This window comes from Acidobacteriota bacterium (assembly GCA_026393755.1).
Classification (GTDB): Bacteria; Acidobacteriota; Vicinamibacteria; order Vicinamibacterales; family JAKQTR01; genus JBAXOX01.
The window spans coordinates 1-25,748 of sequence record JAPKZO010000018.1; the positions used below are offsets into that span (position 1 = coordinate 1).

Annotated in this window: 16 protein-coding genes; 10 read left to right on the plus strand and 6 right to left on the minus strand. The window is 66.0% G+C overall.

From position 1 onward, the window contains the following. Positions 1 to 521: 521 nt before the first annotated feature. The 8 genes from NTV05_06425 to NTV05_06460 all read left to right on the plus strand — a co-directional run bounded on the left by NTV05_06425 (position 522) and on the right by NTV05_06460 (position 14,719). Positions 522 to 3,443: a carboxypeptidase regulatory-like domain-containing protein gene (locus NTV05_06425; GenBank protein MCX6544036.1), complete on the plus strand. Its 2,922-nt coding sequence runs from the start codon at positions 522 to 524 to the stop codon at positions 3,441 to 3,443. A 146-nt stretch (positions 3,444 to 3,589) separates the two neighbouring features. Continuing rightward, positions 3,590 to 7,987 carry a M14 family zinc carboxypeptidase gene (locus NTV05_06430; GenBank protein MCX6544037.1) on the plus strand — a complete coding sequence of 1,466 codons (4,398 nt, stop codon included), beginning with the start codon at positions 3,590 to 3,592 and terminating at the stop codon, positions 7,985 to 7,987. A 60-nt stretch (positions 7,988 to 8,047) separates the two neighbouring features. Continuing rightward, positions 8,048 to 8,833 carry a LamB/YcsF family protein gene (locus NTV05_06435; protein MCX6544038.1) on the plus strand — a complete coding sequence of 262 codons (786 nt, stop codon included), beginning with the start codon at positions 8,048 to 8,050 and terminating at the stop codon, positions 8,831 to 8,833. A 3-nt stretch (positions 8,834 to 8,836) separates the two neighbouring features. Then, the gene (gene pxpB, locus NTV05_06440) at positions 8,837 to 9,565 is read left to right on the plus strand and encodes a 5-oxoprolinase subunit PxpB (protein MCX6544039.1); all 729 of its coding nucleotides are present in this window, start codon (positions 8,837 to 8,839) and stop codon (positions 9,563 to 9,565) included. Positions 9,566 to 9,572: 7 nt separating this feature from the next. Beyond that, positions 9,573 to 10,640 carry a biotin-dependent carboxyltransferase family protein gene (locus NTV05_06445; GenBank protein MCX6544040.1) on the plus strand — a complete coding sequence of 356 codons (1,068 nt, stop codon included), beginning with the start codon at positions 9,573 to 9,575 and terminating at the stop codon, positions 10,638 to 10,640. Then, positions 10,637 to 11,887 carry an MFS transporter gene (locus NTV05_06450; protein ID MCX6544041.1) on the plus strand — a complete coding sequence of 417 codons (1,251 nt, stop codon included), beginning with the start codon at positions 10,637 to 10,639 and terminating at the stop codon, positions 11,885 to 11,887. The genes NTV05_06445 and NTV05_06450 overlap by 4 nt, the downstream gene beginning before the upstream one ends. A 35-nt stretch (positions 11,888 to 11,922) precedes the next feature. Continuing rightward, entirely contained in the window at positions 11,923 to 13,320 is a 1,398-nt protein-coding gene (locus NTV05_06455; protein MCX6544042.1) for a CUAEP/CCAEP-tail radical SAM protein, read from the plus strand. Between the two features lie 46 nt (positions 13,321 to 13,366). Next, complete coding sequence (locus tag NTV05_06460; GenBank protein ID MCX6544043.1) at positions 13,367 to 14,719, plus strand: ATP-grasp domain-containing protein; 1,353 nt, start codon at positions 13,367 to 13,369, stop codon at positions 14,717 to 14,719. A gap of 61 nt (positions 14,720 to 14,780) precedes the next feature. On the opposite strand, the gene NTV05_06465 is transcribed toward NTV05_06460, so the two are convergent. From NTV05_06465 to NTV05_06490, 6 genes are all read right to left on the minus strand, one after another. Continuing rightward, positions 14,781 to 15,056 carry an oxidative damage protection protein gene (locus tag NTV05_06465; GenBank protein ID MCX6544044.1) on the minus strand — a complete coding sequence of 92 codons (276 nt, stop codon included), beginning with the start codon at positions 15,054 to 15,056 and terminating at the stop codon, positions 14,781 to 14,783. 8 nt (positions 15,057 to 15,064) lie between these two features. Beyond that, positions 15,065 to 17,080 carry a molybdopterin-dependent oxidoreductase gene (locus NTV05_06470; GenBank protein MCX6544045.1) on the minus strand — a complete coding sequence of 672 codons (2,016 nt, stop codon included), beginning with the start codon at positions 17,078 to 17,080 and terminating at the stop codon, positions 15,065 to 15,067. Continuing rightward, positions 17,081 to 17,512, minus strand: a complete 432-nt coding sequence (locus NTV05_06475; protein ID MCX6544046.1) for a pyridoxamine 5'-phosphate oxidase family protein — start codon at positions 17,510 to 17,512, stop codon at positions 17,081 to 17,083. Positions 17,513 to 17,640: 128 nt separating this feature from the next. After that, positions 17,641 to 18,189 carry a methylated-DNA--[protein]-cysteine S-methyltransferase gene (locus tag NTV05_06480; GenBank protein ID MCX6544047.1) on the minus strand — a complete coding sequence of 183 codons (549 nt, stop codon included), beginning with the start codon at positions 18,187 to 18,189 and terminating at the stop codon, positions 17,641 to 17,643. 1 nt (position 18,190) lies between these two features. Next, positions 18,191 to 20,356 carry a M28 family peptidase gene (locus tag NTV05_06485; GenBank protein MCX6544048.1) on the minus strand — a complete coding sequence of 722 codons (2,166 nt, stop codon included), beginning with the start codon at positions 20,354 to 20,356 and terminating at the stop codon, positions 18,191 to 18,193. Between the two features lie 76 nt (positions 20,357 to 20,432). Further along, the gene (locus NTV05_06490; GenBank protein ID MCX6544049.1) at positions 20,433 to 22,124 is read right to left on the minus strand and encodes an amidase; all 1,692 of its coding nucleotides are present in this window, start codon (positions 22,122 to 22,124) and stop codon (positions 20,433 to 20,435) included. A 174-nt stretch (positions 22,125 to 22,298) separates the two neighbouring features. Between NTV05_06490 and NTV05_06495 the strand changes: the two genes are divergently transcribed. Both NTV05_06495 and NTV05_06500 read left to right on the plus strand, forming a co-directional pair. Next, positions 22,299 to 24,824, plus strand: a complete 2,526-nt coding sequence (locus NTV05_06495) for a sulfatase-like hydrolase/transferase (protein MCX6544050.1) — start codon at positions 22,299 to 22,301, stop codon at positions 24,822 to 24,824. A gap of 21 nt (positions 24,825 to 24,845) precedes the next feature. Next, complete coding sequence (locus tag NTV05_06500; protein ID MCX6544051.1) at positions 24,846 to 25,742, plus strand: diacylglycerol kinase family lipid kinase; 897 nt, start codon at positions 24,846 to 24,848, stop codon at positions 25,740 to 25,742. Positions 25,743 to 25,748 lie beyond the last annotated feature (6 nt).

A 25,748-nucleotide genomic window follows, 5' to 3' on the forward strand; every position in this document is an offset into this window, starting at 1 on the left:
TGGGGATGGTCCGAGGCGGCGGCGAGGGAGATCACGTCCATGGTCGTTTTCCCCACGCGCGTGGGGATGGTCCGCACGGCAGATTGCAGGAGATGCCCTTGACCGGGTTTTCCCCACGCGCGTGGGGATGGCCTGGGCTTCGCGCTGGTGATCTCCCGTCCGCCGTTCCGCCGCGTGGTGGGCATCGGACTCGGCGCCATGGCGCTGGCCGCGCTTGGATCGATCCTGCTCATCAGGTAGTCGCGCGCCGGCCCGGCCGTTCAACGAATCAGGCATTCCCCAAACATAACTGTTGACAATTGCTACGCAAGACTTAATCTTGGCGTCGGCAATACCACCGGCAAGGGACAGCAAACAGTCTCGTCATTCGGGCGGAGCACTGCGGAGGCAGCCTCTGCCCGGCTCGTGCGTGACATCTACGGCGGTCGGTCGAATGACGCTCGCCTGTCGAGGCCGCCAGCTGCGCGAGACGGTAACTTTGGGGGACGTGTCCACGAAGGTCGTGGACGAAGGAGGATGGTATGCGAAGGTCGGCGTGGGTACTCGTCGTGGTCGCGGCATTCCTGCTAATCGGGCCTCAATACGCGATGGCGCAGAACGCTCAGGTGACCGGCTCGGCCAAGGACCAGAGCGGCGGCGTGGTGCCCGGGGCCACGGTGACGGCCAAGAACACGGAAACGGGTCTCGTCCGGACAGCGACCTCGGACGCGACCGGCAAGTACCGGCTGCCGGCGCTCCCGCCGGGAACGTACACCGTCGCAATCGAGCTGCAGGGGTTCAATCCTGAAACGCGGCCTGGCATCCTTCTGGTGATCGACCAGACGGCCTCGATCGATTTCACCCTCAAACCCGCCTCGATTGCCGAGTCTGTGACGGTCACCACCGAGTCACCGATTGTCGACACCACCGTTTCGACCGTGTCGACCAGCGTGTCAAACGCGCAAATCCAGTCTCTTCCGGTTGCGTCCCGCCGATGGATCGATCTGGCCATGCTGACGCCCGGCACCTCGCAGGACAATATCCGCGGCACCTTCTATCGGGGCAACGTCAACGTGGGAGCCGGGACCCGCGAGTACTCAAACGGCTTCGTGGTCGACGGCGTCAACAACACCTGGGCCGAGATGGGCGAGCCGCGCCAGAACTTCGCGATGGACTCGATTCGCGAGTTCAAGGTATCCACGTCGAACTACAAGGCGGAGTACGGCCTCGCGACCGGCGGCATGGTCACCGTCGTGTCCAAGTCGGGAACCAATCAGCTGCACGGCTCTGGCCTGGTGTTCTTTCGCGACAAGTCGCTCACATCGACTGCCTACTTCGAGCAACTGCAGGACGGATCCAACGGGCCGAAAGTGACGTCCACCAACGGCAAGCCGGATTTTCGCCGGTTCCAGTACGGCGGCACGTTCGGCGGTCCGATCATCAAGAACAAGACCCACTTCTTCGTGGCGTACGAGGGCACGCAGGAAAAGCAGTACATGACGGTCTACACGGGAGGGATCTGGCCCGGCGAGGATCGCTCCTACCTGAGCAAGCAGACCCGCTGGACCTACACCGCCAAGATCGATCACCAGCTCAGCTCGACCCAGAGCCTGTTCCTCCGGGTGGCCCAGGAGAACGAGTACCGGCCGATCATCACGGCAGGCGGCCGGACCACGCCGAGCGCGGCTTACGACTTCGCAGTACCGCGTGATTCGGCGGTCCTCGGGCACACCTGGGTCATGGGCGCGAGGGCGCTCAACGACTTCCGCTTCCAGTACGCGTTTTCGAAGTATGAGGTGGCGCCGCCCTACAGCCATGGCAGCTGGGCGCCGGCCGACTTCACCGCGCGCCTGCCGCTTTGCACGCCCGTTTACAGCTACCCCTCGATCACGTTCGGCGGCTGCGGCAACGCGCAGATGGGACCGGAGACCCGCTGGGAGATCAAGGACGACTTTTCGTACCTGCTGGCCAGCGGGGGTGGCCGGCACCAGTTGAAGGCCGGCTTCGACGCCAGCTGGATCCCGTTCGAAGCCGACAACATGGGATCGCCGTACGGCAGCTGGACGTTCCCGAAGGACAAGGTCTACGACCCGAACGATTCGACCACCTGGCCTTCCAGCTATACCAACACGCTGCCGACCTACGCCAACATCCTCACCAAGCACATCTCCGTCTATGTGCAGGACGATTGGAGCGCGAGGAACGGTTTGACCTTCAACCTCGGGCTCCGCTACGACAGGCAGATCGGGTCGTTCAACGAAGACCTGCCCGGCCTGCTGGGGAAGATCGCAGACAAGCTCGGCCCGGGATTCGGCTACACCGTTCCCATCAGCCCGTGGCAGGACGGCTGGCAGAAGCGCGGCGACTTCAACAACTTCGGACCCCGCGTCGGAGTCGCGTGGGACCCGACGGGCAACGGCGAGACCAACGTCCATGCCGGGTATGGCATGTTCTATGACAACATGCGGACGCTCAACAACTTCGGCGAGTTGACGTGGCCGCAGGGCAAGACGATCAACATTCAGAAGCCGTCATTCCCGGACCCCTTCCAGGGCAAATCGCGTGACGCATTCCTCTCGACCGCCCCTGCGACCATCACGGTCTACGACAACAAGACGCCGAACCCGTTTGCCCATCAGTTCGACGTGGGCTTTACCCGGATGCTCGGCCGGGATATCGGCGTTACGGCCGACCTGCTGATGGTCTACCGGTACTCGGATCAGGAGACGATCGACGCCAACTTGCCCGCCACGCCGTTTGTCACGACCAGCAAGCCGTACCCGCAGTACAACCGCGTCAATTATCGCGTGCCGACCGCGGACAATACGTACAAGGCGTTCCTGCTCAAGGTCGACAAGCGGATGAACCACCGCTATCAGTACATGGTGTCCTATACGCTCAGCAAGGCTGAGGACATCAACAGCACGTCCTCGTTGGCTGATCGCTACGGCTACGTGAAGCTGGCGCGAGCCGGTTCGGCGGATCGCCGCCATCGTCTGGTGGTCAGCGGCGTCGTTCAACTACCGTTGGACGTGCAGCTCTCGGCCATTGGTGATTTCCGCAGCAGCCTCCCGTTCAGCCCAAGCAGCTCGTACGACTTGAACGGGGATGGCTACAGCAGCGATCTGCCGGCGGGGGTGTTGCCGGGCAGCGGATGTCGCTCGCTGAACCTGGACGCGATCAATGCGTTCAGAGCGACCAAGGGCCTTGCGGCCGTGTCGGCCGACACGATCTCGTGCGCGCAATACGCCAACGTCGACCTTCGGCTCTCGAAGTTCTTCACGTTCGGTGCGTCACACCGCGTCGAGGTGATCGCCCAGCTGTTCAACGTCCTCAACCGCGCGAACTTCGGGACGGCGACCGGCAGCATCACATCCGCGCTGTTCGGCCAGCCCACGGGGATGGCCGGGAATATCAATGCCCCGTCACGCCAGGTGGAGTTGGCGTTGCGGTACCAGTTCTGAGTAAGAGAGACTCTGGAGGACGATCACTCCCGGAGTGATGGTCCTCCAGAGTCGCGGTGCGGAAATTCACTCCGGGAGTAACGTTCCCGTTGTGGAGATCTGCCCCGCGGGTTGGCAGAGGTGTGACTGACACTGGAGGATCGAAGGTGCTCAAGCGAATTGCGGCGGCTGGTTGCGTTCTCGCCCTCGTCATCACAGGTGCCGTCCAGGTCCGCGGCAGGACCGCCGTGGGGGCGCGGGCCCCGGAACTGGAACGGCTGGGGTCGTTGTTTGACCTGGCGCGGGGGGCAGTGCGCGACACGAACGCAGACGGCCTCGCCGACAGCGTCGTGGCCCGGGTGATCGTGCCCGCAACACCCGCGATTGAGGATATCGAGGCCGCCACCAACATCGCGGGGCGTCTTGGTTTCGAGACGACGGCGATGACGCTGCCGCTCGTCGTGCGGGACGATCAAGTCGCCGACGCCAGCGCGATTGATCTTCCAATCTTCGTCGGGCGCGACAACGCGTTCGTGAAGAAACTGGCCGAGGCGGGCGCCATCGACCTCAAGGCGCTCAAGCCCGGACAGGGCCTGGTCAGCGTGGTCCAGTCCCCAGGCGGCGGCCACGACGGCATCATCATCGTCGGTGGCGACGGCGCCGGAACGCTGGCGGCTGCCGTGGAACTGGCGGCGCGGCTGCCTCGGCTGTGGACCATGTCAGGGGTGACACTGACGGGCATTGAACAGCAGGCGGCGCAGTACATGAAGGCCAGCGGCCTCGCCGTCTCGCGTGCGGCCGTCGTCGCGATGGTGGTTGACAGCGACCGGCGCGGCATCGCCTCGGTCACAGTCAACCTGCACGTCAAAGGGACCGACGCGGCGCGCGCGGTCAAGCTGCTCGAGGCGCTCGATCTCGCGCACCGGCGCGGGCAGCTGCCCGGCATGCTCAACTTCGCCGAAGCGGCGACCACCCTTGTCGCCGTGGTCGCCGATGGCAAGACGGCGGGCCGGGCCTCCGTGCGCCGCTCCGGCCTCAATGGCCGCACGCTGACCCCACCGGTCGATCCTGAGGAATTCATGCCTGACCCCGCGGCCGCGTCCTCCGCAGGCGGCGGGCGCGGAGCCGGAGGTGGAGGTGCCGCGGGAGCGGCCGGAGCCGCAGCGCCCACTGGAACCTCGAGCGCGCAATCGGGAAGCGGGGCTGCCAGCGGCGCGGCGGCCGCGCCAGAGGGCGGCGGGGCAGGCGGTGGCGTCGCGGCAGTGCCGGTGACGGCCAAGTTATTCGATCTGTCAAACACGTATTCGAATGACGGCTGGTTCGGAGACGCGTTCGTCGATCTGATTCCCGACCGGACCGAAACCACGCTCGTGCTCGGCAACGCGCAGGACTCACTGGGTGCGGCGCATATCGCGGCGCGCCTTGGCCTTGAATCAACGGGCATCAGTCTGCCAATCACCAAGACGGACGACAAGGTCAGGGATCCCGCTCGCGAGCCGAGTCCCATCCTGATCGGGCGCACGAACACATACGTGCAGCAGCTCGTGAAGATCGGCAGGGCGCGGCTCGACGACCTTCAGCCCGGCCAGGGCACGATCCAGATCGTGCCCCGCGCCTTCGGCGTGGCAACGGCGACTGTCGTTGCCGGCGCCGATCAGGCCGGCACCGACGCCGCGAGTCTCTATCTGGCGCGACGGGCGCCGTACTTGTGGGACATCGCTCGCGGCGCGTTTTCCTACGATGACCTGATCACCGAAGCGACTCGCTTTCTGGGCGGGAAGAGCGGCGCGGGGCAGGCTGCGCAGGCGGTCCAGGAGCTCGGGTCCCTTCTCGACGGTCTCAAGGGCAAGAAGGTCGAAACGCTGGACGCCAAGCTGTACCTGGAGAAGGGCGACGCCGCGTTTGCGAAATACCTGGCCGGCCAGGCGACCCAGGCGCTCCCCGGAGCGAAGGTGAACGTGACCAGCCAGGGCGTCACCGATCCCGTGCCGGTCTTCGAGGACAAGCCGGAGATTCCGTGGGAGGTCGACGAGTTCTGGGCGAAGTTCAAGGCCGACGTGCTCCCCAAGGTCAAGGCCGGTTCGACCGTCGACCTCGAGGTCAGGCTCAGCGAGCCGCCCGAGATCCGCAAGTCCCTCGTGGAGCAGGCGCAAGCGGAGCTGACCAAGGCTGGGGCGGTCAAGCCTCGCGTCAAGGTGCTCTCGGCCTACAAGCAGGGCTATCTCTGGCTGACCGAACAGGTGATCCCCGAACTGAAGGGCAAGGGCGGGCGTTCGGTTCACATCAAGGTGCTGACCCACAAGCCCGACTTCACCAAGAAGTACAAGTTTTACATGGTGCCGAGCCGCTGGCTCCAGGAACTGTTTCCCGTCGACGAGGTGTTCGAACGCGATCTCGGCATCCGGAAGGACGCGTTCACGATGGAACTGGTCGACGACCAGAAGGATATCTACGCGGTCGAGGTCGCAGATGGGGCCGGCAAGATCGTGTATCGCGGCACGTTCAACCCGAAGTTCGTCGAACGCGAGTACCTCGACAAGTTCCCGGGCTGGGCAAACGTCGAGGTGACCACCGGCTGGATCTCGGCCACGGTGAACGGCCAGTCAGCCGTCGACGCGCGCATCGCGACTGATCCCGAACGGTTGTGGGACTACTACCAGGCGAAGGTTCTGCCGAAGGTGTACGACCACGTGATGAAGGTGACGGCCGGCCGGCCCACCACCGACAAGCAACCCTTCTTCCGCGACCTCGACATCGAAGTGTGGATGAGCGAGCCGGACTTCCGGATTGGTGTCGACGAAGAACAGATTTCGTCGCTCGAGTCGCTCCACGAGGATCTCTACTTCGTCACGCTGGACTTCTTCAGCGCCATGGGCCGGACCATCACGCGGCAGCGGATTGGGGCGCCGGGGAAGATCCTGCCCATCATCCATCCGAGCCGTTCGGGCAAGCCCGGCTCGGCGCGAATTCTCTACGCGGCCAACGCGGCCACCGCCCCGCGGCTCGAGGTCACCTATAAGGAGAAGGACGGGGAGAAGCCGGTGTCGGTGACGCGCCCGCTCGGCCGGATCGACACGACCGCGCCCCAGGCGCTACGGGCCGTCGTCCGCAACGATCGCGTGAGCGAAATCGAGCTGCAGGTCGAAGCCGGCAACGACCGGGAGGCGGCGCGCGCCGCTGACGCGCTCGACGGTCTCGCGCGTCTCCACGCCGCTGGCTTGTATCGCGAAGCGCTGTCGTTCGATCACGTGGACGGTGTCGCGATAGCGATCGGAATCAAGGAGATCCGCACTCGGCGCGTCATCAAGAACACCGGATCGACGCTGCCGTCGAACATCCGGACGGCGCAGCAGAAGCCGGCGCTGCCCGTGGTCACGTGGGACCATGTCATCAGTCCGGACGAAGCCGAGGACATCGTCAAGAAGCTCTCGGCCTACCCCGAAGTGAAGGCCTATCGGGTTGGCCAGTCGTACCGGGGCCGCGACATGTCTGTGATGGAAGTCACGCTGCCGACGCCCAGCGAACTGGTCTCGGTGACGAAGTTGACGGCGTACAAGCCCACGATCTTCATGATGGGGCGGCAGCATGCCAACGAGGTGTCATCGACGAGCCACATCCTCCGGCTTGCTGAGCTGCTGGCGACCGATCCCAAGTACCGGGACATTCTCAAGAAGGTGAACGTCATCCTGGACCCGGTGATGAATCCGGATGGCGCGCAAATCGCGTTCGATCTGCAGAAGCTCACTCCGAATCACATGTTGCACGCCGGGCGCTACAGTGCGCTTGGCATGGACGTCACGTCGCGGCAGAACAACCTGCTGCCGGAAGCCGAGGTGGAGGGCCAGATCTGGCGCGAGTGGCTGCCCGACATCTACCTGAATCCCCACGGATACCCGTCGCACGAGTGGGTGCAGCAGTTCTCCGGCTACGTGTCGCCCCAGTTCCGCGCGTACTGGACGTCGCGGGGCTGGTACACGATGATCAGCGGCCTTCGCGACCCGCGGTACCCCGACATCCCGGAGGCGACCGCCGCGCTGCGGGAAGCGGTCGTTCGGGATGTGAGCGGCAATGCCGACGTGCGCGCCATGGATCTGCGCGCTCAGGCTCGCTACCTGCGCTGGGCGAACGGGTTCGGCACGCACGTCTACAACATTCAGGTGTACAAGGACACGACGATCTTCTTCAGCGATCCCGAATCGGGCGAGTTGCGCGGAAGCCGCCGGGCGCCGGCCACGCCCCAGGCTGGTCAGAGCGCCCAGGGAGGAGGCCGCCGGGGAACCATGGGTTCGTTCCCGCAGGTCACGTTCAACAGCGGGATGACGGAAGCGCCGGACGAAACCGCCCAGGGCCCATGGTTGAACCTGGTGACCAAGGCCGGCTTCTCGTTCCTGATGGCGCACGTGACGTACCTGCAGGACGGACACTACAAGATCGAACGCATCGAAGAGGCCGGGCAGCGCGATGGCTCGACGCTGACCGTGCTGCGCGTCAGGCCAGTGATGCCTGGGCGGACTCCTGCCGTTGCGGGGGCCCCCAGAAAGGCCGCGCCGACCGACGCCAGGTAGAGATCGCACGCGATCGTCGCCTTGACTTGACCGCAGACGCACCACTAGCCTTGGACCGCCATGGAACCAGCAGCCACCCGTCCGCGCATCGATTTCAACTGCGATATGGGCGAGAGCTTCGGCGCCTACACGCTCGGGCTCGACGACCAGATCATCGCGTCGATCACTTCGGCCAACATCGCGTGCGGGTTCCACGCCGGCGATCCGGCGTGGATGCGGCGGACGGTCGACGTGGCCGAACAGCATGGTGTCGGCGTGGGCGCACATCCCGGCTTTCCGGATCTGCGCGGGTTTGGCCGGCGGAACCTCGCCGCGTCGCCGAGTGAGGTCCGCGACGACCTGGTCTATCAGATTGGCGCGCTGACCGCGTTTACGCGCGATAAGCGCCTGCAGCACGTCAAGCCGCACGGCGCGCTCTACAACATGGCCGTCGAGAACGATGCGCTGGCGACCGCGATCTGCCAGGCGGTCGTCGAAGTCGATCCGCGCATGATTCTGGTGGTGTTGTCCGGATCGCGATGGATTGGGCTCGCCCAACGCCTGGGGCTGCGAGCCGCCCGCGAGGTCTTCGCTGATCGCGCCTTCAATGCCGATGGCACGCTGGTCCCGCGGTCGAAGCCGGGTTCGGTCCTGCACGACGCCCACGAAGTGATCGACCGCAGCCTGCGCCTGGTGACAGAAGGCAAGGTGGTCGCCATCACCGGCGAAGTCATCGAACTGCAGGCCGACACGATCTGCCTGCACGGCGACACCCCCGGGGCCGTGCACCTGGCCGCCGCGCTCAGAGAGGCGTTCGAGCGCGCCGGGGTGGAACTCCTGCCCCTGGGCCGTCTGCTCGCCGCTTAGCTCATGTACGACGGCCCCAGGTTCCTCACCGCCGGCGATCGCGCCGTGGTCATCGAGTACGGCGACTCCATCGACGAAGCCACCAGTCTCCGCGTCCGACGGCTTGCCGCCGCCCTCTCGCTGCGCCACGAGTCGGGCATCATCGAGATCGTGTCCACGTATCGATCGCTGATGGTGCACTACGACCCGCTGCGGCTGCCACGAGCCCACGTGGACGCCATCGTGCTCGACGCGGAGCAGCACCTGGCCGACGTCACGCTGCCTCCGTCTCGTGTGTTCGACATTCCCACCGTCTATGGCGGCCGCTACGGCCCGGATCTCGAAGATGTGGCCGCTTGGGCGGGAATTGCCGCCGACGAGGTCGTCGCGCTGCACTGCGGACGGGAGTACCTGGTCTACATGATGGGGTTCATGGCGGGCTTCCCGTATCTGGGAGGCCTGTCGCCACGGATCGCGATGCCGCGGCTTCCGAGCCCGCGTACGAAAGTGCCCACCGGATCGGTTGGGATTGCGCAGGAACAGACGGGCATCTATCCAACCGAGACACCTGGCGGGTGGCGGCTGATCGGCTGGACCCCGGTACGCATTTTCGACGCGGCCAACGATCCGCCGGTGTTGTTCGAGGCGGGAGACTACATTCGGTTCGTGCCGGCGACAAGCGAGCAGACGCAAGCCATCGCCCGGCAGATTGCGGCTGGTACATGGACGCCAACGGTGCGACACCGTGAGTGAAGAGCGTATGCGGACGATTGAGGTGCTCGAGGGGGGCTTCTTTACGACGGTCCAGGATCTCGGGCGCGACCAGTACCAGCGGTTCGGCGTGGCGGTGTCCGGCGCGATGGACAGCTTCGCGCTTCGCGCGGCTAATCGGCTCGTGGGGAACGCCGACACCGCCGCCGGCCTTGAAGTCACGATGCTCGGTCCAGAGGTGCGGTTTGCTCAAGCGGCCCGCGTGGCGGTGACGGGTGCTGATCTCGGCGCATGCGTGGATGGACGACCGATTCAGACGTGGCGCACGGTTGCCGTTCGCGCGGGATCGGTGCTGTCGTTTTCTGGCCAGCGCGACGGCATGCGGGCCTACCTCGCCGTGGACGGCGGGATCGATGTGCCAGTCGTGCTTGGCAGCCGCTCGACCTCCACCCGGACCGGGCTCGGCGGATTCGACGGGCGGCCGCTGCGTGCGGGAGACACGCTGCCGCTTGGCGAGCAACCGCCTGGGAAAGGCGCTCTCAGGCGTGCGATGCGAACTTCGGCCATTCCATCCTACGGCCACAGCCATCACGTGCGTGTCGTCCTTGGTCCGCAGGATGAGGCGTTTTCCGAGGAGGGACAGTTGACGTTCCTCACGGCCGAATACACGATGACGCCGCAGTCGGACCGCATTGGCTGCCGGTTCGACGGCCCCCGCGTCGCCCATCGCACGAACGCCGACATCGTGTCCGACGGCACAACGCTTGGCATCGTGCAGGTCAGCGGCGACGGCATGCCGATTGTCCTGATGGCGGATCGGGGCACGACCGGCGGTTACACGAAGATTGCGACAGTCATTTCGGCGGACGTCTGGCGGCTCGCACAGGCTGCGCCCGGCGACCGCGTCCGCTTCGGCGCCGTCGATCTCGACCAGGCCTGCGCGCGGTTGCTCGAGATGGAAGCTGTGCTCGATGCGCTGGTGACGCCGGAACGGGCCAGGCCGGCAGGACCGGTTGAGGACGTGTACGACGAGGACGCTGGAAGCGAATTGGCCGCCGACGGGTTCGGCGAACTGGCCGACGCGCTCGAACAGACGGGACTGGGGAGGGATCAATGACGACAGCGGTTGACGCGTCCGGCTGGTTCGGATGGTGGCGGGCCGGCACACCCGAAGGGCGGCGGGCACTGGTTGCGGGCGGCCTGGGCTGGATGCTCGACAGCTTCGACGTGATGCTCTATGCGCTTGTGCTGGCGACCCTCATCAAGGACCTCGGCATCAGCAAGGACACCGCGGGCCTGCTGGGCTCGATCACGCTGGTGGCCTCCGCAGTCGGGGGGCTGGTGTTCGGCATTGTCGCCGATCGATACGGGCGGACACGGTCCCTGATTGCCAGCATCCTCATCTATTCCGTGTTCACCGCCATGTGCGGTTTCTCGCAGACGGTGATGCAGTTGGCCGTCTTCCGCATCTGCCTCGGCCTCGGGATGGGCGGCGAATGGGCGAGCGGCGCCGCGCTGGTGTCGGAAACCTGGCCTGCCGAGTATCGAGGCAAGGCGCTCGGCTTCATGCAAAGCGCGTGGGCGATTGGCTACGCCGCCGCAGCCCTGGTGGTGGCCATCGTGATGCCCATCTGGGGATGGCGAGCCGTGTTCTTCGTCGGTGTGCTGCCCGCCCTGCTCACCATCTGGGTGCAGAAGCGGGTTGCCGAACCGGCCATGTGGAACGAGCGCCGAGGCCGCGCGGCCGCCTCGCGCGCGGGTCTCAGTGACATCTTCAAGGGCGATCTGCTGCGCCTCACGGTGCCGGTCACGCTCATGAACGCCTGCACGATGTTCGCGTGGTGGGGGTTCAATCAATGGATCCCGGCATACCTGTCGCTTCCGGTGGCGGACGGCGGCATCGGCCTCAGCACGCGCGTGATGTCCGGATTCATCATCGCGATGCAGGTCGGGATGTGGTTCGGCTACGTGTCGTTCGGGTTCATCAGCGATGCCATCGGACGCAAGCGTGCATACGTGATCTACGTGCTCATGGCTGCGGTACTGCTGCTCGGCTACTCGGTGACGCGGACGCCGGCGGTGCTCCTCGTGCTCGGCCCGGTCACGGCGTTTTTTGCGACGGGCTATTTCACCGGGTTCGGGGCCGTCACCGCCGAGATCTATCCGACCGAGATTCGCGCAACCGCCCAGGGCTTCACCTATAACATCGGGCGCCTGGGCAGCGCCGTGGCGCCGTACGCGGTCGGGTCCCTTGCTGCGGGCCGTGGATTCGGCGTCGCGTTTTCCGTCGCTGCCGTGGCCTTCGTGCTCGCGGCAGTCGCCTGGATCTGGATCCCGGAGACCAAGGGCCGCGCCCTGGCCTGACTCCGCTTCCTCTGCCGCTGTGACACAATCACAGGATGCGGGTCGTCCTGCTCTCGACGTATGAACTCGGGCGCCAGCCCTTCGGTCTCGCCTCGCCTGCGGCGTGGTTGAGGCAGGCCGGCGCAGAGGTCGTCGTGCAGGATCTGTCGCGCCAGCGACTCGACGAGGACGTCGCGCGTGGCGCGGACGTGGTTGCGTTCTACCTCCCCATGCACACGGCCACGCGACTTGCGCTGCCGGTCATCGATCGCGTCCGAGCACTCAATCCGGGAGCACGACTGTGCGCGTTTGGGCTGTACGCGCCGCCCAATGCGGGGCTGTTGCGCGCGCATGGCATCGACGCGACGTACGGGGCGGAAGTCGAAGCGGACCTGGTCGAGTACGCGCGTGGAAACCACGGGACGGAACGCGTCGAGGGCGCGACAGACGCTACGGCAGGCCCGGCGCCTGACTGTCGCAGCCTGGCGCGACCGATCGCACGGCTCAATTTTCTCGTGCCTGATCGAGCCGGCCTCCCTGGGCCGTCCTGCTATGCGTCGTTGCAGCGCGATGATTCGTCTGTTGTCGCCGGGTACACCGAGGCCAGCCGGGGTTGCAAGTATTTCTGCCGCCACTGCCCGGTGGTGCCGGTGTACCGCGGACAGATTCGCACGGTGCCCACCGGGGTGGTGCTCGCCGACATCCGGAATCAGGTGGCTTCCGGCGCGGCGCACATCACCTTCGGGGACCCCGATTTCTTCAACGGGCCGGCGCACGCTCGGCGTACCGTCACGGCGTTGCACGATGAGTTTCCTCACCTGACCTACGACGTCACGATCAAGATTTCTCATCTGCTGCGGCACCAGTCACTGCTCGGGCTGCTGCGAGACACGGGCTGTCTGTTTGTGACGACGGCGGTCGAGTCGATCGACGACGGGATCCTCGCCACGCTGGACAAAGGGCACACAGCTGCCGACGTCGAGCGCACGGTGTCCCTGTGCCGTCAGCACGCACTGGCACTGGCGCCGACGTTTGTGCCGTTTACGCCGTGGACGTCGCTGGACGGATACATAGAGCTGCTGTCGGCCATACGGCGTCTTGATCTGGTCGAGCACGTGGCGCCGATTCAGCTCGGTATCCGCCTGCTCGTTTCGAACGGATCACGACTCCTCGACCTGCCCGACATCCGCACGCTCGTGGGACCGTTCGATCCCGTGGCGCTCGCGTACCCGTGGGCCCACCGCGACGCCCGCGTCGACGCGCTGCAGAAAGTGATCATCGCAACCGTCGGATGCCATGCCGGGGCTGGCAGAGGCGAGGTGTTCGACCGCGTCTGGCGGCTGGCCTGCGAATTCGCCAACGCGGATCCGGACGCCGGCCGAGCGCCAGTTACGCTGGATGGGGACTATCGACGAACCTCGGTGCCGTACCTCAACGAGCCCTGGTACTGTTGAGCGGAACCCACCGAAGGGCAGGTGGCTCTTCTTTGATGGGTTACGGATGAAACGGGTCTTGCTGCTTGCAACAACGACCGGCTATCAGACACGCTCGTTCGGCGACGCCGCGTCGGCGTTGGGTGTCGAGCTGATATTCGGGCTCGACCGATGCCGTGGGCTCGAGGACCCGTGGGGCGATCACTCGCTGGCGGTTCGGTTCTACGACGACCCCCGCTCGGTCGCGGCCATCGCGTCGGCGTCGCAGGATGGCCCCATCTCTGGCATCCTCGCTCTTGGCGACCAGCCCACGGTGCTGGCCGCCCGCGCGGCGGAACTGTTGCACCTGCCGTTCCATTCGCCTGCCGCCGCGAGAACCAGCCGAAACAAGCTCGACAGCCGCAATGCCCTGATGGCAGCAGGTCTGCGCGTGCCGTGGTTTGCGGCGGCCGACATTGATGACGACCACGATCGACTGGCGTCGCGCGTGCCGTACCCGTCGGTCATCAAGCCGCTCGCGCTCTCGGGCAGCCGGGGTGTGATTCGCGTGGACAACCCGCACGCCTTTTCCACCGCGTTCCGAAGAGTACGTCAGATTCTGCGGGCGCCAGACATCAAGACGATGAAGGATCCGGCGCTTCGGCAGGTGCTGATCGAAGGCTATATCCCTGGGGTGGAGTTCGCTGTTGAAGGCCTGATGCATCATGGGGTGTTTGAGGCGCTTGCGCTCTTCGACAAACCCGATCCGCTGGATGGCCCCTTCTTCGAAGAGACGATCTATGTAACTCCGTCCGCCCACGACGCCGCCATCCAGGAAGCCGTCCTCACGGCGGTCGCCGCGGCTACCGCTGCGATCGGACTGTCGCACGGGCCGGTGCACGCGGAATGCCGTGCGAACGCGGATGGCGTCTTCGTCCTCGAGGTGGCGGCACGCCCGATTGGCGGACTGTGCGCACGGGCGCTGCGATTCGATGTCCCTCGAGCCGGGATCGATCCCGGAACGCGCTCAGGACCCATCGGCTCGCGAGAGACTGGACTGCTTGCTCAGGGCAGGCAGACAGAGGGTCACACGATATCGCTGGAAGAGTTGCTGCTGCGTCACGCGCTTGGTGAAGATGTCCGAGGCTGCCGTCGGGAAGCCTGCGCGTCGGGCGTGATGATGATGCCCATTCCGAACGCCGGCGTGTACCGTGGCGTGAGAGGCGTCGCTGAGGCTCGTGCCGTCGCGCTTGTGGAAGACGTCATCATCACGGCCAAGCCCGGCCAGCGCCTGGTGCCGCTGCCGGAAGGCGCGAGCTACCTGGGCTTCATGTTTGCGACGGCCGGCCTCGGCGAGGACGTCGTGGCCGCGCTGCGAGCGGCGCACGGCAGACTGCACTTTGACATCGATCGCGAGCTGCCGCTGGCGCCAAGCGGATGATCGCGCGCGTGTCCTGAGCGAGCCGTATGTCAGTTCGCGAGTCGAAGGGCTGGTCGACGCTCTATTTCTGCCGCTGGGGCACGTACTCTGGCGGCAGGGCAGAGTTGTCTCCGAAGAAGAACTCCTCCATCTGCCTCGCCACCAGTTCCTGCGCTTCCTTTTGAAACGGCAGCAGCCGGTACTCGTTGAGGATCATCTTCATCCGCTCTTCCCACATCTTCCAGGCTTCGGCCGACACGTTCTCGAAGATGCGCTGGCCAAGCTCACCAGGCCACGGGGCCGCATCCAGGCCAGGCAGTGGCTTCCCCAACTTGACGCATGTGACCGTCCGGCTCATATCTCTCCTCACATTTCCCCGAGCTTCTCCACTTGCACCCGTGCATCGTTGAAGCAAGCGCCCCCGCCGATATCCGACAACGTGTCTGGCGACAGGGCGTTGGCGGTGGACCCGTTCTCCGTGCTCCGGCTCCACAGCCCCTTGGGAAGTGACACGGTGCCGGGCCGGACAATCGGCGAAACGCTGACGAGGCAGCGCACTTCGCCGAGGGCGTTGAACACGCGAATCCTGTCCCCGTCCGCGATCTCCCGGTGCCGCGCATCTTCTGGATGGAGCGAGAGCTCGGCAGGGCGATCGTTCAGCTCACCGAGCGTCGAACTGATCGTCTTCTCGGTCGACGGCGAAATCATCGCGAGCGGAAACGGGTCGGTCACGGGATCGTCCTGATAGGCGTAGAGCCCGAGCGGCGCTTCGCGATCCAGTCGCTCCGGAAACAGGTCGATCCTGGCGTCGGGTGTGCGCGGGAAAACGTCGACAAACTGCACCGGCGCGAAACCGCACGGTGGCACCGGCTGTCCCTGATGCTTCAGCGCGCCGCTGATCGACTCGGGAAGTTCGTCGAGAATCTTCATCATCATCTCGACGTCGGTGACCGGGTCGCCCTCCTGCGACAGACCCAGGCGTTGTTCCAGATCAGCAAAGACCTCGACGTTCGGACGGGCGTCGCCGACCGCATCGATGACAGGCTGCGTCATCTGCAGGTTGATCGGGCCATACGCCCTCGCCAGATCGTAGGCTTCGAGAAACGTGGTGGCTGGCAGCACGACATCCGCGTACATCGCCGAGTCGGTCATCACCTGGTCGAAGACGACCGTCGTCAGATCGTCGCGCAGCAGTCCGCGCCGCACGCGATTCTGGTCGGGCATGGTCGCCAGCGGGTTGCAGTTGTAGACGAACAACACCGTCACCGGCGGTTGAGGACTGTCGGTAAGGACGCGCCCGAGGTGGTTCATGTTGATGACGCGGGTGGACGGCGCATCCGCCCCAATCCAGGTGTTGGTCAGTCCCCACGAGCCCGAATTGCTCATCGAGTAGCCGCCGCCGCGCACGCCGAACTTTCCTGCCACGGCCGGCAACGCGAGAATCGCCATCGCGGCGTTGCCGCCATTCCTGTTCCGCTCGAGGCCCCAGCCGCACCGAATCAGGGCCGGCGACGATTCGGCATACATCGCGGCGAAGCGACGCAGGTCATTGGCCGGCACGCCCGCGACCTCTGCGGCACGCTGCAACGTCCACGGCGCCGCCCGTTCCCTCAGGCGGTCGACCCCGGTGGCGTGTTCATCGAGGAACGCCGTGTCGGCAAGGCCGCCTTCAAACAGGTACCGATGCAGCGCCAGCGCGACCGCGACATCGGTGCCTGGCCGGACCGGCAGGTGCAGATCGGAGAGGCGCGCCAGTTGGGTGTTGCGGGGATCGATCACGACCAGCCCGGCGCCGTTGCGCTGTGCCTCCCGGATGTGGGGAACCAGGTGAATGGCGGACGCAGACGGGTTCGCGCCCCACACGACAATGAGGCGGGCATGAGCGTAGTCCGCGTAGGTCACCGACGGCATCTTGCCGTAGAGCGCCTGGTTGGCCGCGCCCGTGGTCGACGCGCAGACCGTGCGGTCGAGGCGCGAGGCACCAAAGCGCCGGAACAGCCGCATGTCGGTCGTATCCTGCGTCACGAGCCCGTTCGACCCTCCGTAGTAGAACGGCAGGACCGACTCGGCGCCATGCCGATCTCTGGCCTCGATCATCTTCTGCGCGACGTGCTCCAGGGCTTCGTCCCACTCGACCCACCGGAACTGACCAGCACCCTTCGGGCCCGTGCGAATCCCCGGCCGCAGCAGGCGATCCCGGCCGTAGACGCGGCTGGCAAACTGGCGGACTTTGGCGCAGATGAAGCCGTGCGTCACCGGGTGTTCGTGACTGCCGTCGAGCTTGCTGAGCCGGCCATCCTCGATCGTCGCAGTCATGCTGCACGAGTCGGGGCAGTCGAGCGGGCACGCCGTCCTGACGCTATGAGTGTGTCTCGGGCTCATCTAGAGCTGTTGCATCCGTCCGGCCTTGCGATCCCAGTACTCGACGACGGTCGGAACAACCTTGATCATCGACAGTTCGGCGTCGTCGGCACCGCCCGTGAACCACTTGGCAAACGTCGGGTTCCACATCTGCCGGGCTCTGGCCACGTCACGCACCATCACCGCGTTGCCCGATACCGTGACGAACCGATCCTCGGGCGCCGAGACGTAGGTGACGTTGACGTGACTGTTGCCGTCGATCTCCTGGGCGACCGGTGAGGTCGCGCGAGAGAAGAACCACAAAGATCCGTCGAACGCGTCGCCGATCGCCACCATCGGCCGGCTCCGCAGCCCGCCGCCGGCGGTAACAGTCGTAAACATCGCGAACGGAATCTCGTGAATCAGGTCCTTGAAGCGCTGCACGTCGTACTGACCCTGGGTCTGGTCCGGCATCCGATCCCTCCCGTGCTGGTAACGGCCCCGCGAGTCCTCTGGAACCGGCTCGCGTGACCGCTACCGTCAGTCTACCTCGAAGACCGAGGCCGCGACCGCCGCGACGAGCCCGATCGTGAGGACGCGTGTCATGCTCGCCGGCGACGAGGAGGGGGCGTGATGAACCCGTCGGCCGTCAGCCCGACGCCTTCCAGCTGGAGCAGGGCCTGCTTGGTGGACAGTCCACCGCCGTAGCCGACCAGCTGGCCGTCACTGCCGATGACCCGATGGCATGGCACGATGATGGGCAGAGGGTTGCGTCCGTTGGCCAGCCCCACCGCGCGCACGGCGAGCGGGCGGCCGACCCGTCGCGCGATCTGCGCGTACGAGCGGGTGGCTCCGTAGGGTATCTCCGCGAGCGCTCGCCATACCTTGATCTGGAACGGCGTGCCCTTGGCGTTCAGCTTCAGGTCGAACGTGACGCGTTTGCCGCAGAAGTACTCCTTGAGCTGCCGGATGGCGTCACGAAACGGCGCATCCGACCGCTGCCACTGCGATTCGGGCGCCTTGGCCCCCTTCCCGCGCTGGAAGCTGACGTAGCGGAGACCGTGGTCGCGACACCCGGCGAGCATCAGCGTGCCCACCGGGGTGTCGAGATAGGTGTAGTACGTGGTGTGTTCCTGCACCAGCTTGGCCATGTCAGTGCTTCTTGACGGCCGGTGCCTTGCCCTTGGCCGGCGTTTCGGGTTGTTCCACGAGCTTGATCTGGCCCATTTTCTCGGTGGCCTTCAGGTAGTCAAACACGTCGGCGAGGGGCACGGGTTCGAATTCGCCGGAGATGAAGTCGCGAATCTCGATCACGGTCCTCTTCTGGCGAAGAATTGTACCCAGCTCAGACGTCATGTGGCCCGGGATCTTCGCGCGGGCCGCCTGGACAGCTGCGCGATCGGCGGCTGGCACGTTCTGCATCGCCGCGCCGCCTCGACCGCCCTGTGCGGCTGCTCCGGCCGGCGGCGGCACCTGCTCGACCGTCGTCCGCGCGGCGAGCTTCTCAAGGTCGGTCGCCGCCGGTTCGACGGCGGGCACCTTCAACAATTCGGCGCGCAGCTTGAAGAATGCCGTGATTTCGTTCTGGAGCGCCCCGGCGCGCTGATCGACCAGCGCGTCGAATCCCGCGAGCTTCTTTTCCGCACCCGCCGGATTGTCGAAGAGAACCGCCGCCGACCGGACCACGGCCTTTTCCACGTTGGTCTGGTGACGGACCGCCGCACGCGCTTCCTTGAGCGCGTCCGGCAGCGACAGGCCAAACGAGAGATCCGCCAGATAGCTCAACCCCTTGCGCTGCGCTTCACCCATCCGCTCACTGCCGCGCGCAAGCGCCTCGGCCGCCACCTTCATCCCCGCGTTATCGCCGGCTGAGGCCAGCAGGCTCATACAGCCGATCCCCACGACCGCCGCCCGCTTCAACTGCGTCGGATCCAGCTTGTCTGGCGTGTCCTGCGACGAGTGATAGTAGTGATCCGGCCATGTGATGAACATCAGCGACGGGATGCCCTGGCCCAGGTAGACCACGTGGTCGCTCGCGCCGTAGTGCTTGTCGACGATCACGAAGAAGGGATCCCGCGTGCCGCTTTGCGCGACCACCGGGAGCGTAAAGCCGTAGCCGACCGAACGGTAGCGCACCCGCTCCCGGTTGAGGTTGGCGACGTACTCGAGGACACTCGCCCCGACATCGTTCAGGAACGTCGGAAAGCTGTCCGGCGTGCGGTGCATCACCCAGGCGCTGCCGCTCAGCTTGAGCGTCAGGCCTTCCATGTCGAAATTCAGATCCGCAATGAGCGTCTTTCGCACGTCGTCGTGCGCCCGGAGCCAGGCCGTGGTTCCGCTGATTTCCGGCACGAACAGGAAGTGAATCGTGCGCGTCGGTTTCGGCAGCTTGCCTTCGGCCACCAGGCGCATGTAGGCGCGCCCCATCTCGAGAATCAGCGCGCAGCCTGAGCTGTCGTCGTTGGCGCCCTGTTTGAGAACGCCCTCGTAGAGGTGCGCGGAAAGCGCGATCGCCTGATCGGTGGAGCCGTCGCCGGGAATCGTCGCGTGGACCATTTCCATCTCGCCGGGAAACGTCTCGGCCTTGACGACGGAGCGCAGCCTGACCTTCTCGCCGCGCGCCAGGTGGGCGGCGAGATCGCGGCCGACGCGCGGTGAGATGGACCAGCCGAATCCGGGCTTCTTGCCCTGTGGAGCCGACGCCGAGACACTCTGGGACATGAGCTGATCGGGAAGATCGTCGGCGCGCAGGTCGTTGTAGCTGAGCACGCCGATCGCGCCGCGCTCGAAGACCGCCAGGCGCTGGAGTGCGCTGGTGCCCGCCGATCCCAGCACGATCCTGCCGGCTACGTCCTTGCGTGCGTAGTCCTCGGGCCGCCCGCCCGCGCCCACGTCGACCAGTTCGGCCGTCACATCGCCCGAATCGCTGCCCGCCGCCAGCGAGACCGCGGTGTCGTAGATGTCGTACAGCTTGTCCATCTGAGGTTCGACCATCCAGAGTTCACCCTGCGACGGCTGGTAGGCCGTGCCCGGCGCGGGAAACGACTCGATCTCGACGTTGCTGAATCCGTACTCCTTGGCAAATGTCGCCACGACGTCGGACTCGCGAAAATGCCCTACGTACTCGCTCTTAGGACGCACGCGCGGGTAGGGCACCATCTCGATCACGTGGTGCAGCGCGCGCTCTCCCGAGGCTTCGTTGATGATGGCGCGCATCTCGGCTGCCGAGAGCAGCGTGCGATCTTCGCGTTCCTGGGCCACCATGCCGACGGCGGTGGCGATCAACACGAGGGCGAGAATCGTCAGCTTCGATTTCATCCGTGCTCCTGACCTCTGGGGGCGTGTGCCGTGTGCCTGAGATTATCTCCGACTCCGGAAACCGTGTGAACCCTGATCACGCCAGCTTCGGGTGCATGGTGTGCCACTTCGTGGCGCGCTCGTAGGCCAGCGCCACGCGAAGCACCGCGGCTTCGTCGTACAGCCGGCCCGTGATCATCAGCGAGACCGGCATGCCGTCGATGAAGCCCGCCTTCATCGCAAGTGCCGGATGTCCGGTCAGATTCGTCGACGTCAGGCTCGCGCTCCGCGTGGTCGAGACGAACACGTCGTACGTGGACATCAGCGCGTCCATCTGGCGCATCAGCAGTGTGCGCGCCCGCATCGCGCGGATGTACTCGACCGCCGGCACGAATCGGTACGTCCGGAACTGATTGGGCCAGTCGCCGGCCCCCTGGGCTGTCAGTTGATCGATGCCCTTCGACCGGGTCAAGTCGTCGAAGGCGGCGGCCGCTTCGCAGCTGAGAATGAATCGAATGGCCTGCACGGGAAAGTCTGGCAGGGCGATCGGCTCCAGCTTCGCGCCCGCTTGTCGCAGCGCATCGAGCGCGTCGATCATCAACTGCTTCTGCTGCAGGAACGTCTTCTTGCGGTCCTCGGACATCGTGGCCGGGGGTTCGACCTCGAACTCGCTCTGGACGTACCCGATGCGCATCGAGGAGAGCGGGCGCGCGGGCTGCCAGTCGAACGCCGCGTCGACCACGGACTCGTCGCGCCCGTCGGGACCGTGGATGGCGTTGAACACCAGCACGCAGTCCTCCACCGTCCGGCACATCGGACCGATCTTGTCCATCGTCCAGCTGAGCGCCATCGCGCCGTAGCGGCTGGTGCGGCCGTAGGTGGGCCGCAGGCCCGTGACGCCGCACGCCGTGGACGGCGAGATGATCGAGCCCAGGGTCTCGGTGCCGAGCGCGAAGCCGACCAGGCCCGCGGCCGTGGCCGCGGCCGGGCCGGCGGACGACCCCGAGGAACTGCGCTGGATGTTCCACGGCGTGTGCGTCGATCCGCCGAACCATTCGCCACCTTGCGCGAGCGCGCCCATCGACAGCTTGGCCACGAGCACGGCTCCCGCATCGCGCAGCCGCTCGACGACGGTGGCGTCGACGTCAATCACCTGGTTCTCGTACGGCTTGGCGCCCCACGTCGTCCGAATACCCTTGGTCGCGAACAGATCCTTCGCGCCCCACGGAATCCCGTGCAGGGGGCCCTTGTAGCGGCCGGCGCGAATGTCTCTGTCGGCCTGCGCGGCCTGCGCCAGCGCCAGATCCTCGGTGAGCGTGATCACGCACTTCAGCGTCTCGCCGTACTTTTTGAGCCGGCCCAGATACATCTTCGTGAGCGCCGTCGCGCTGACCTGTCGCGATTCGATCAGGCGCGAAAGCGACGTGACCGGCTCGAACGCGAGGTCCTCGAGGGAAGGGCTGACCACAATCTTCGCGGGCCGGGACACCATGGGCTGGGGCCGGGGCTTCGAGCCTGGCTTCGGGCGCTTGCCCGGCAGGTACGGATGAAACGTGAAGGCCGGCTCGGTGCTGAGCGGGATGTCCATCTTCCGCAGCGTCTCGAACGCGTCGAGATTGCGGTTGATCCCGCGCAGGGCCATCTCCTCCTCGGCATCGGTGAACTTGAGGCCCGCCACCTGCTCGGCGCTGCCCAGGGCACTCTTCGGAATGCGCAGCTGCGCATCGGGCTGCGGCGGCTGCTGCGCCAGGGCCGGCGCGGCCAGGCTCGCGGCCACGGCTGCGGGCACGGTCTTCAGAAACGTCCGTCTGGTTCGACTGCGTGGTGAGTCAGATTTCGATGGTCCGGGCTGTCGCCTGTTCTGCTCCATGTCGGGTACACTCCTTGCCAGCGGCTTCATGCGTAAGGTGGAATCCTACACCGGGAACGGTGCCGGCGAGATACGATCTCGCAGATCGGGTTGATGATGCTGGCGCGTCGTTCCGTCATCGTGTTTCTGCTGCTGCGACTGATCTTCGCCGCGTTCTGCGTGATCACGTCCCTGTACTGCCTGATCGCGTACATTCCCTTCGCGTATCAACAGGTCATCGAATTCCGCGTCGTCAGCTGGACGGCCGTCTTCGCCCAGCTTCATCCCTGGCTGTACTGGGTGGCCTTTGCGTGCGGGGCCTGGACGCTGCGCGGAGACTACCGCCCGGGCACACGGGTGCTGGTGGCGATCGTGCTCTTCGCCGGAGTGGCCACGGGCATCACATTGGCCGTGTCGCCGCTGCTGACGAGGGTTGGCAACGAATGGGCGTCACTCGTGTGGAGCGCCGTGTGGCTGATGCCGCTGTTCGCGGTGGCGCTGGTGGACCTGGCCGGGACCGGGCGGAGGATCGCCTGGGCTCCAGTCCCGGGCGGAGAATACGGTCGCCTGCTGCGCACGTGCCTCATCACCGCCGTCGCGCTCGCGCTGCTGTACGCGGGCCTGCAGCCGATCAGACCTCGCGGGGTCGTGCTCGATCTGGCCTCTGCCGGGGTGGTGGCCTGGAGCGTGATCCTGCACCTGGTCGTGTTCACGGCGATCTTCGTGCTGCTCGCGCTCATCCGCGGGATCGCGTCGGCGTGTCGGCGCCCGGCCCTCGTGGAGTTCGTCCTGGCCTCGGCGGCCGGCATCAGTATCCTGGCCGCGATCATCGACAAGCTGATCCTCGCGTCGGTGTCGATGGCCGACGTGACGGGACATCTGCTCGGCCTGTGGGCTGCGATCGCCGTGGGCCTGACATTCGCTGGCTGGGCCGTGCGCCTGGCTCCTCCGGATGAACCGGTCGTGTCAGGGATTGGATTGGCCTTGCGCCCCATTAACGCGCTTGCCGGAACATCGCGCGTCGCCCGCGTGCTGATGGGTCTGATGTGGGTGGCGGCGGCCTACTGGCTGGCCGTGGCGACATCGGAGATGGACTGGAACTACCTGTTCCAGAAGCTCGGCGTCATCGCGATCGCGACCGTCGGGTTCGCCTGGGTCTATCGAAACGTCGGGAGCGCCCCGTGTTCGCGGCGCACGACGCCGACGCTTCTGCGAGGGGTGCCGATCGCGGCGGTGGCCATCTTCGCGGTGGTCATCGTGGTGCCTGCCTCCCTGGCCATGATTCATCTGCCGGCCGGCACCCACTCGTCGACTATTGAACGCTATGCGGCGTACGACGTGTCGTTCCGGATCGTTCACGATCTTACGGACCTCCAGCCGGCACCGTCGAACGGCGAGATGAGCGCGTTCTACGCGCTTTTGCGGCGGCACACGAACATCCCGCGCACGGTGACCATCGTCGCGCCAGATGTGGCCATGGTGCCGGCACTTCGGGCTCCGGTCGGCCGCACGCCACACGTGTTCTTCCTGGTGATCGACAGCCTGCGGCCAGACTATCTCTCGCCCTACAACGCCTCGGTGGCTTTCACCCCCGCCATTGGGAAGTTCGCGAGCGAGAGCACGGTCTTCCGCAACGCGTTCACCCGGTACGGCGCGACCGGCTTGTCCGAGCCGGCGCTGTGGACGGGCACCGCCGTGCCGCACCAGCAGTATCCGAACGAGTACTGGCGGATGAACTCGCTGCAGAAACTGCTGGAGGCCGGCCAGTACCAGGCGTTCGTCAGCAAGGACCATATTCTGCAGCGCCTCCTGGCGCCATGGCCGGGACTGACCGAACTGGACCAGGGTCTCAATGCCAGAGACTACGACGTGTGTCGGACGCTGACCGAACTGGGCGGCCGGATCACCGCGCGCAATCGCAACGACGGGCGGCCGCTGTTCGCGTACACGCAGCCGCAGAACGTCCACATCGCCGCCATCACGCGCGAAGGCGCGACCGTGCCGGCGGGGGAGCACTACCCGGGGTTCTACGCGCCGGTCGCGTCGCGCGTGCACCGTCTGGACGCCTGCTTCGGCGGGTTCCTCGACGTGCTGCGCCGCGAGAAGGTCTACGACGACAGCATCATCATCCTGACGTCGGACCATGGAGAATCGATTGGCGAAGAGGGGCGGTGGGGGCATGCCTACACGCTCTTTCCGGAAGTCCTGAAGGTCCCGATGATCGTGCATCTGCCGGCGTGGATGCGCGGCGCCTCCGCGGACCCGAACCTCATCGCCTTCACGGTGGACCTGACGCCCACGCTCTACTATCTGCTCGGCCAGCGACCGGTTGCGAACAACCCGCTGTTCGGTCGCCCGCTCTTCACGGACCGCCCGGATGAGGTCACGCCGTACCTACGGAGTCAGTACGTCGTGGCATCGAGCTACGGGCCGGTGTACGCCGCGATCTCCGACGCGGGACGGTCGCTCTATATCGCGGATGGCGTGTCGAACCGGGACTACGCGTTCGATCTGACGACGGGGCCAGGAGGCACGAGCCACGACGTGACCGACGCGGTCCGCACCGCGGGCGTCAAGGCCATTCGCGAGATGATCGGCAACATGGATCGATTCTCACCGCCTCTGCGCGATCGTCAGTGATTCAGCTGGAGAGCCGTCCACGTGAAGATCGGCGTCATCATCAATCCCGCGTCGGGCCCGGCGCGATCGCGTCAGCCGGCCGAGATCCTCGTCGAATGGACCCGGGCGATGCTTCGTCGTCACGGCGTCGATGGATCGATCGCCGTGATCCACGGACCCGGTGATGGCGAGCGACTCGCCCGGGAGGCCGTCGATCGCGGCGCTGAGCGCGTGATCGCGTGGGGCGGAGACGGGACGATCAATTCGGTCGCCACGGCCCTCGTCAAGACCCACGTGTCGCTCGGTATCATCCCGGCCGGGTCCGGCAATGGCCTCGCGCGCGAACTCGGAATTCCCTCCCGGCGAGCGTCGGCGATGGCGGTGGCGCTTGGTGACTGCAGTCGCGCGATCGATGCCGGCACACTGAACGGACACCTGTTCTTCAATGTCGCGGGGATCGGCTTTGACGCCCATGTCGCGCACGTGTTCGCACGCGCTGCCGGCCATAGACGGGGCGTCATGGCCTACACGGCGACCACCGTCCGCGAGTTGTTCCGCTACGTGCCGTCTCGTTACGTCGTGCGCGACGCCGATGGGCGCGTGACGCGGGAGGGCGGGGCGCTCTTCATTTCGATGGCGAACACCAGGCAGTGGGGCAGCGGCGCCCAGATCGCCCCGCAGGCCACGCCTGATGATGGCCATCTCGACCTCGTGCTGGTGGAGGCGCGGCCGCCGCTGCTGATTCTGGCGCAACTCTGGCGGCTCTACACCGGATCCGTACATCGGATCGGGGGAACGATGACGGCCCTCGTGCAGGACGTCTCGGTGACCGCCAGCCCCGCAGCCCCGGTCCACGTCGACGGCGAGCCGCTCGGGATGACAAGCGACATCACCGTGCGCGTCATCCCCGGTGCGCTGCTCGTTCGCGTGCCGGGGTAGAAGCGG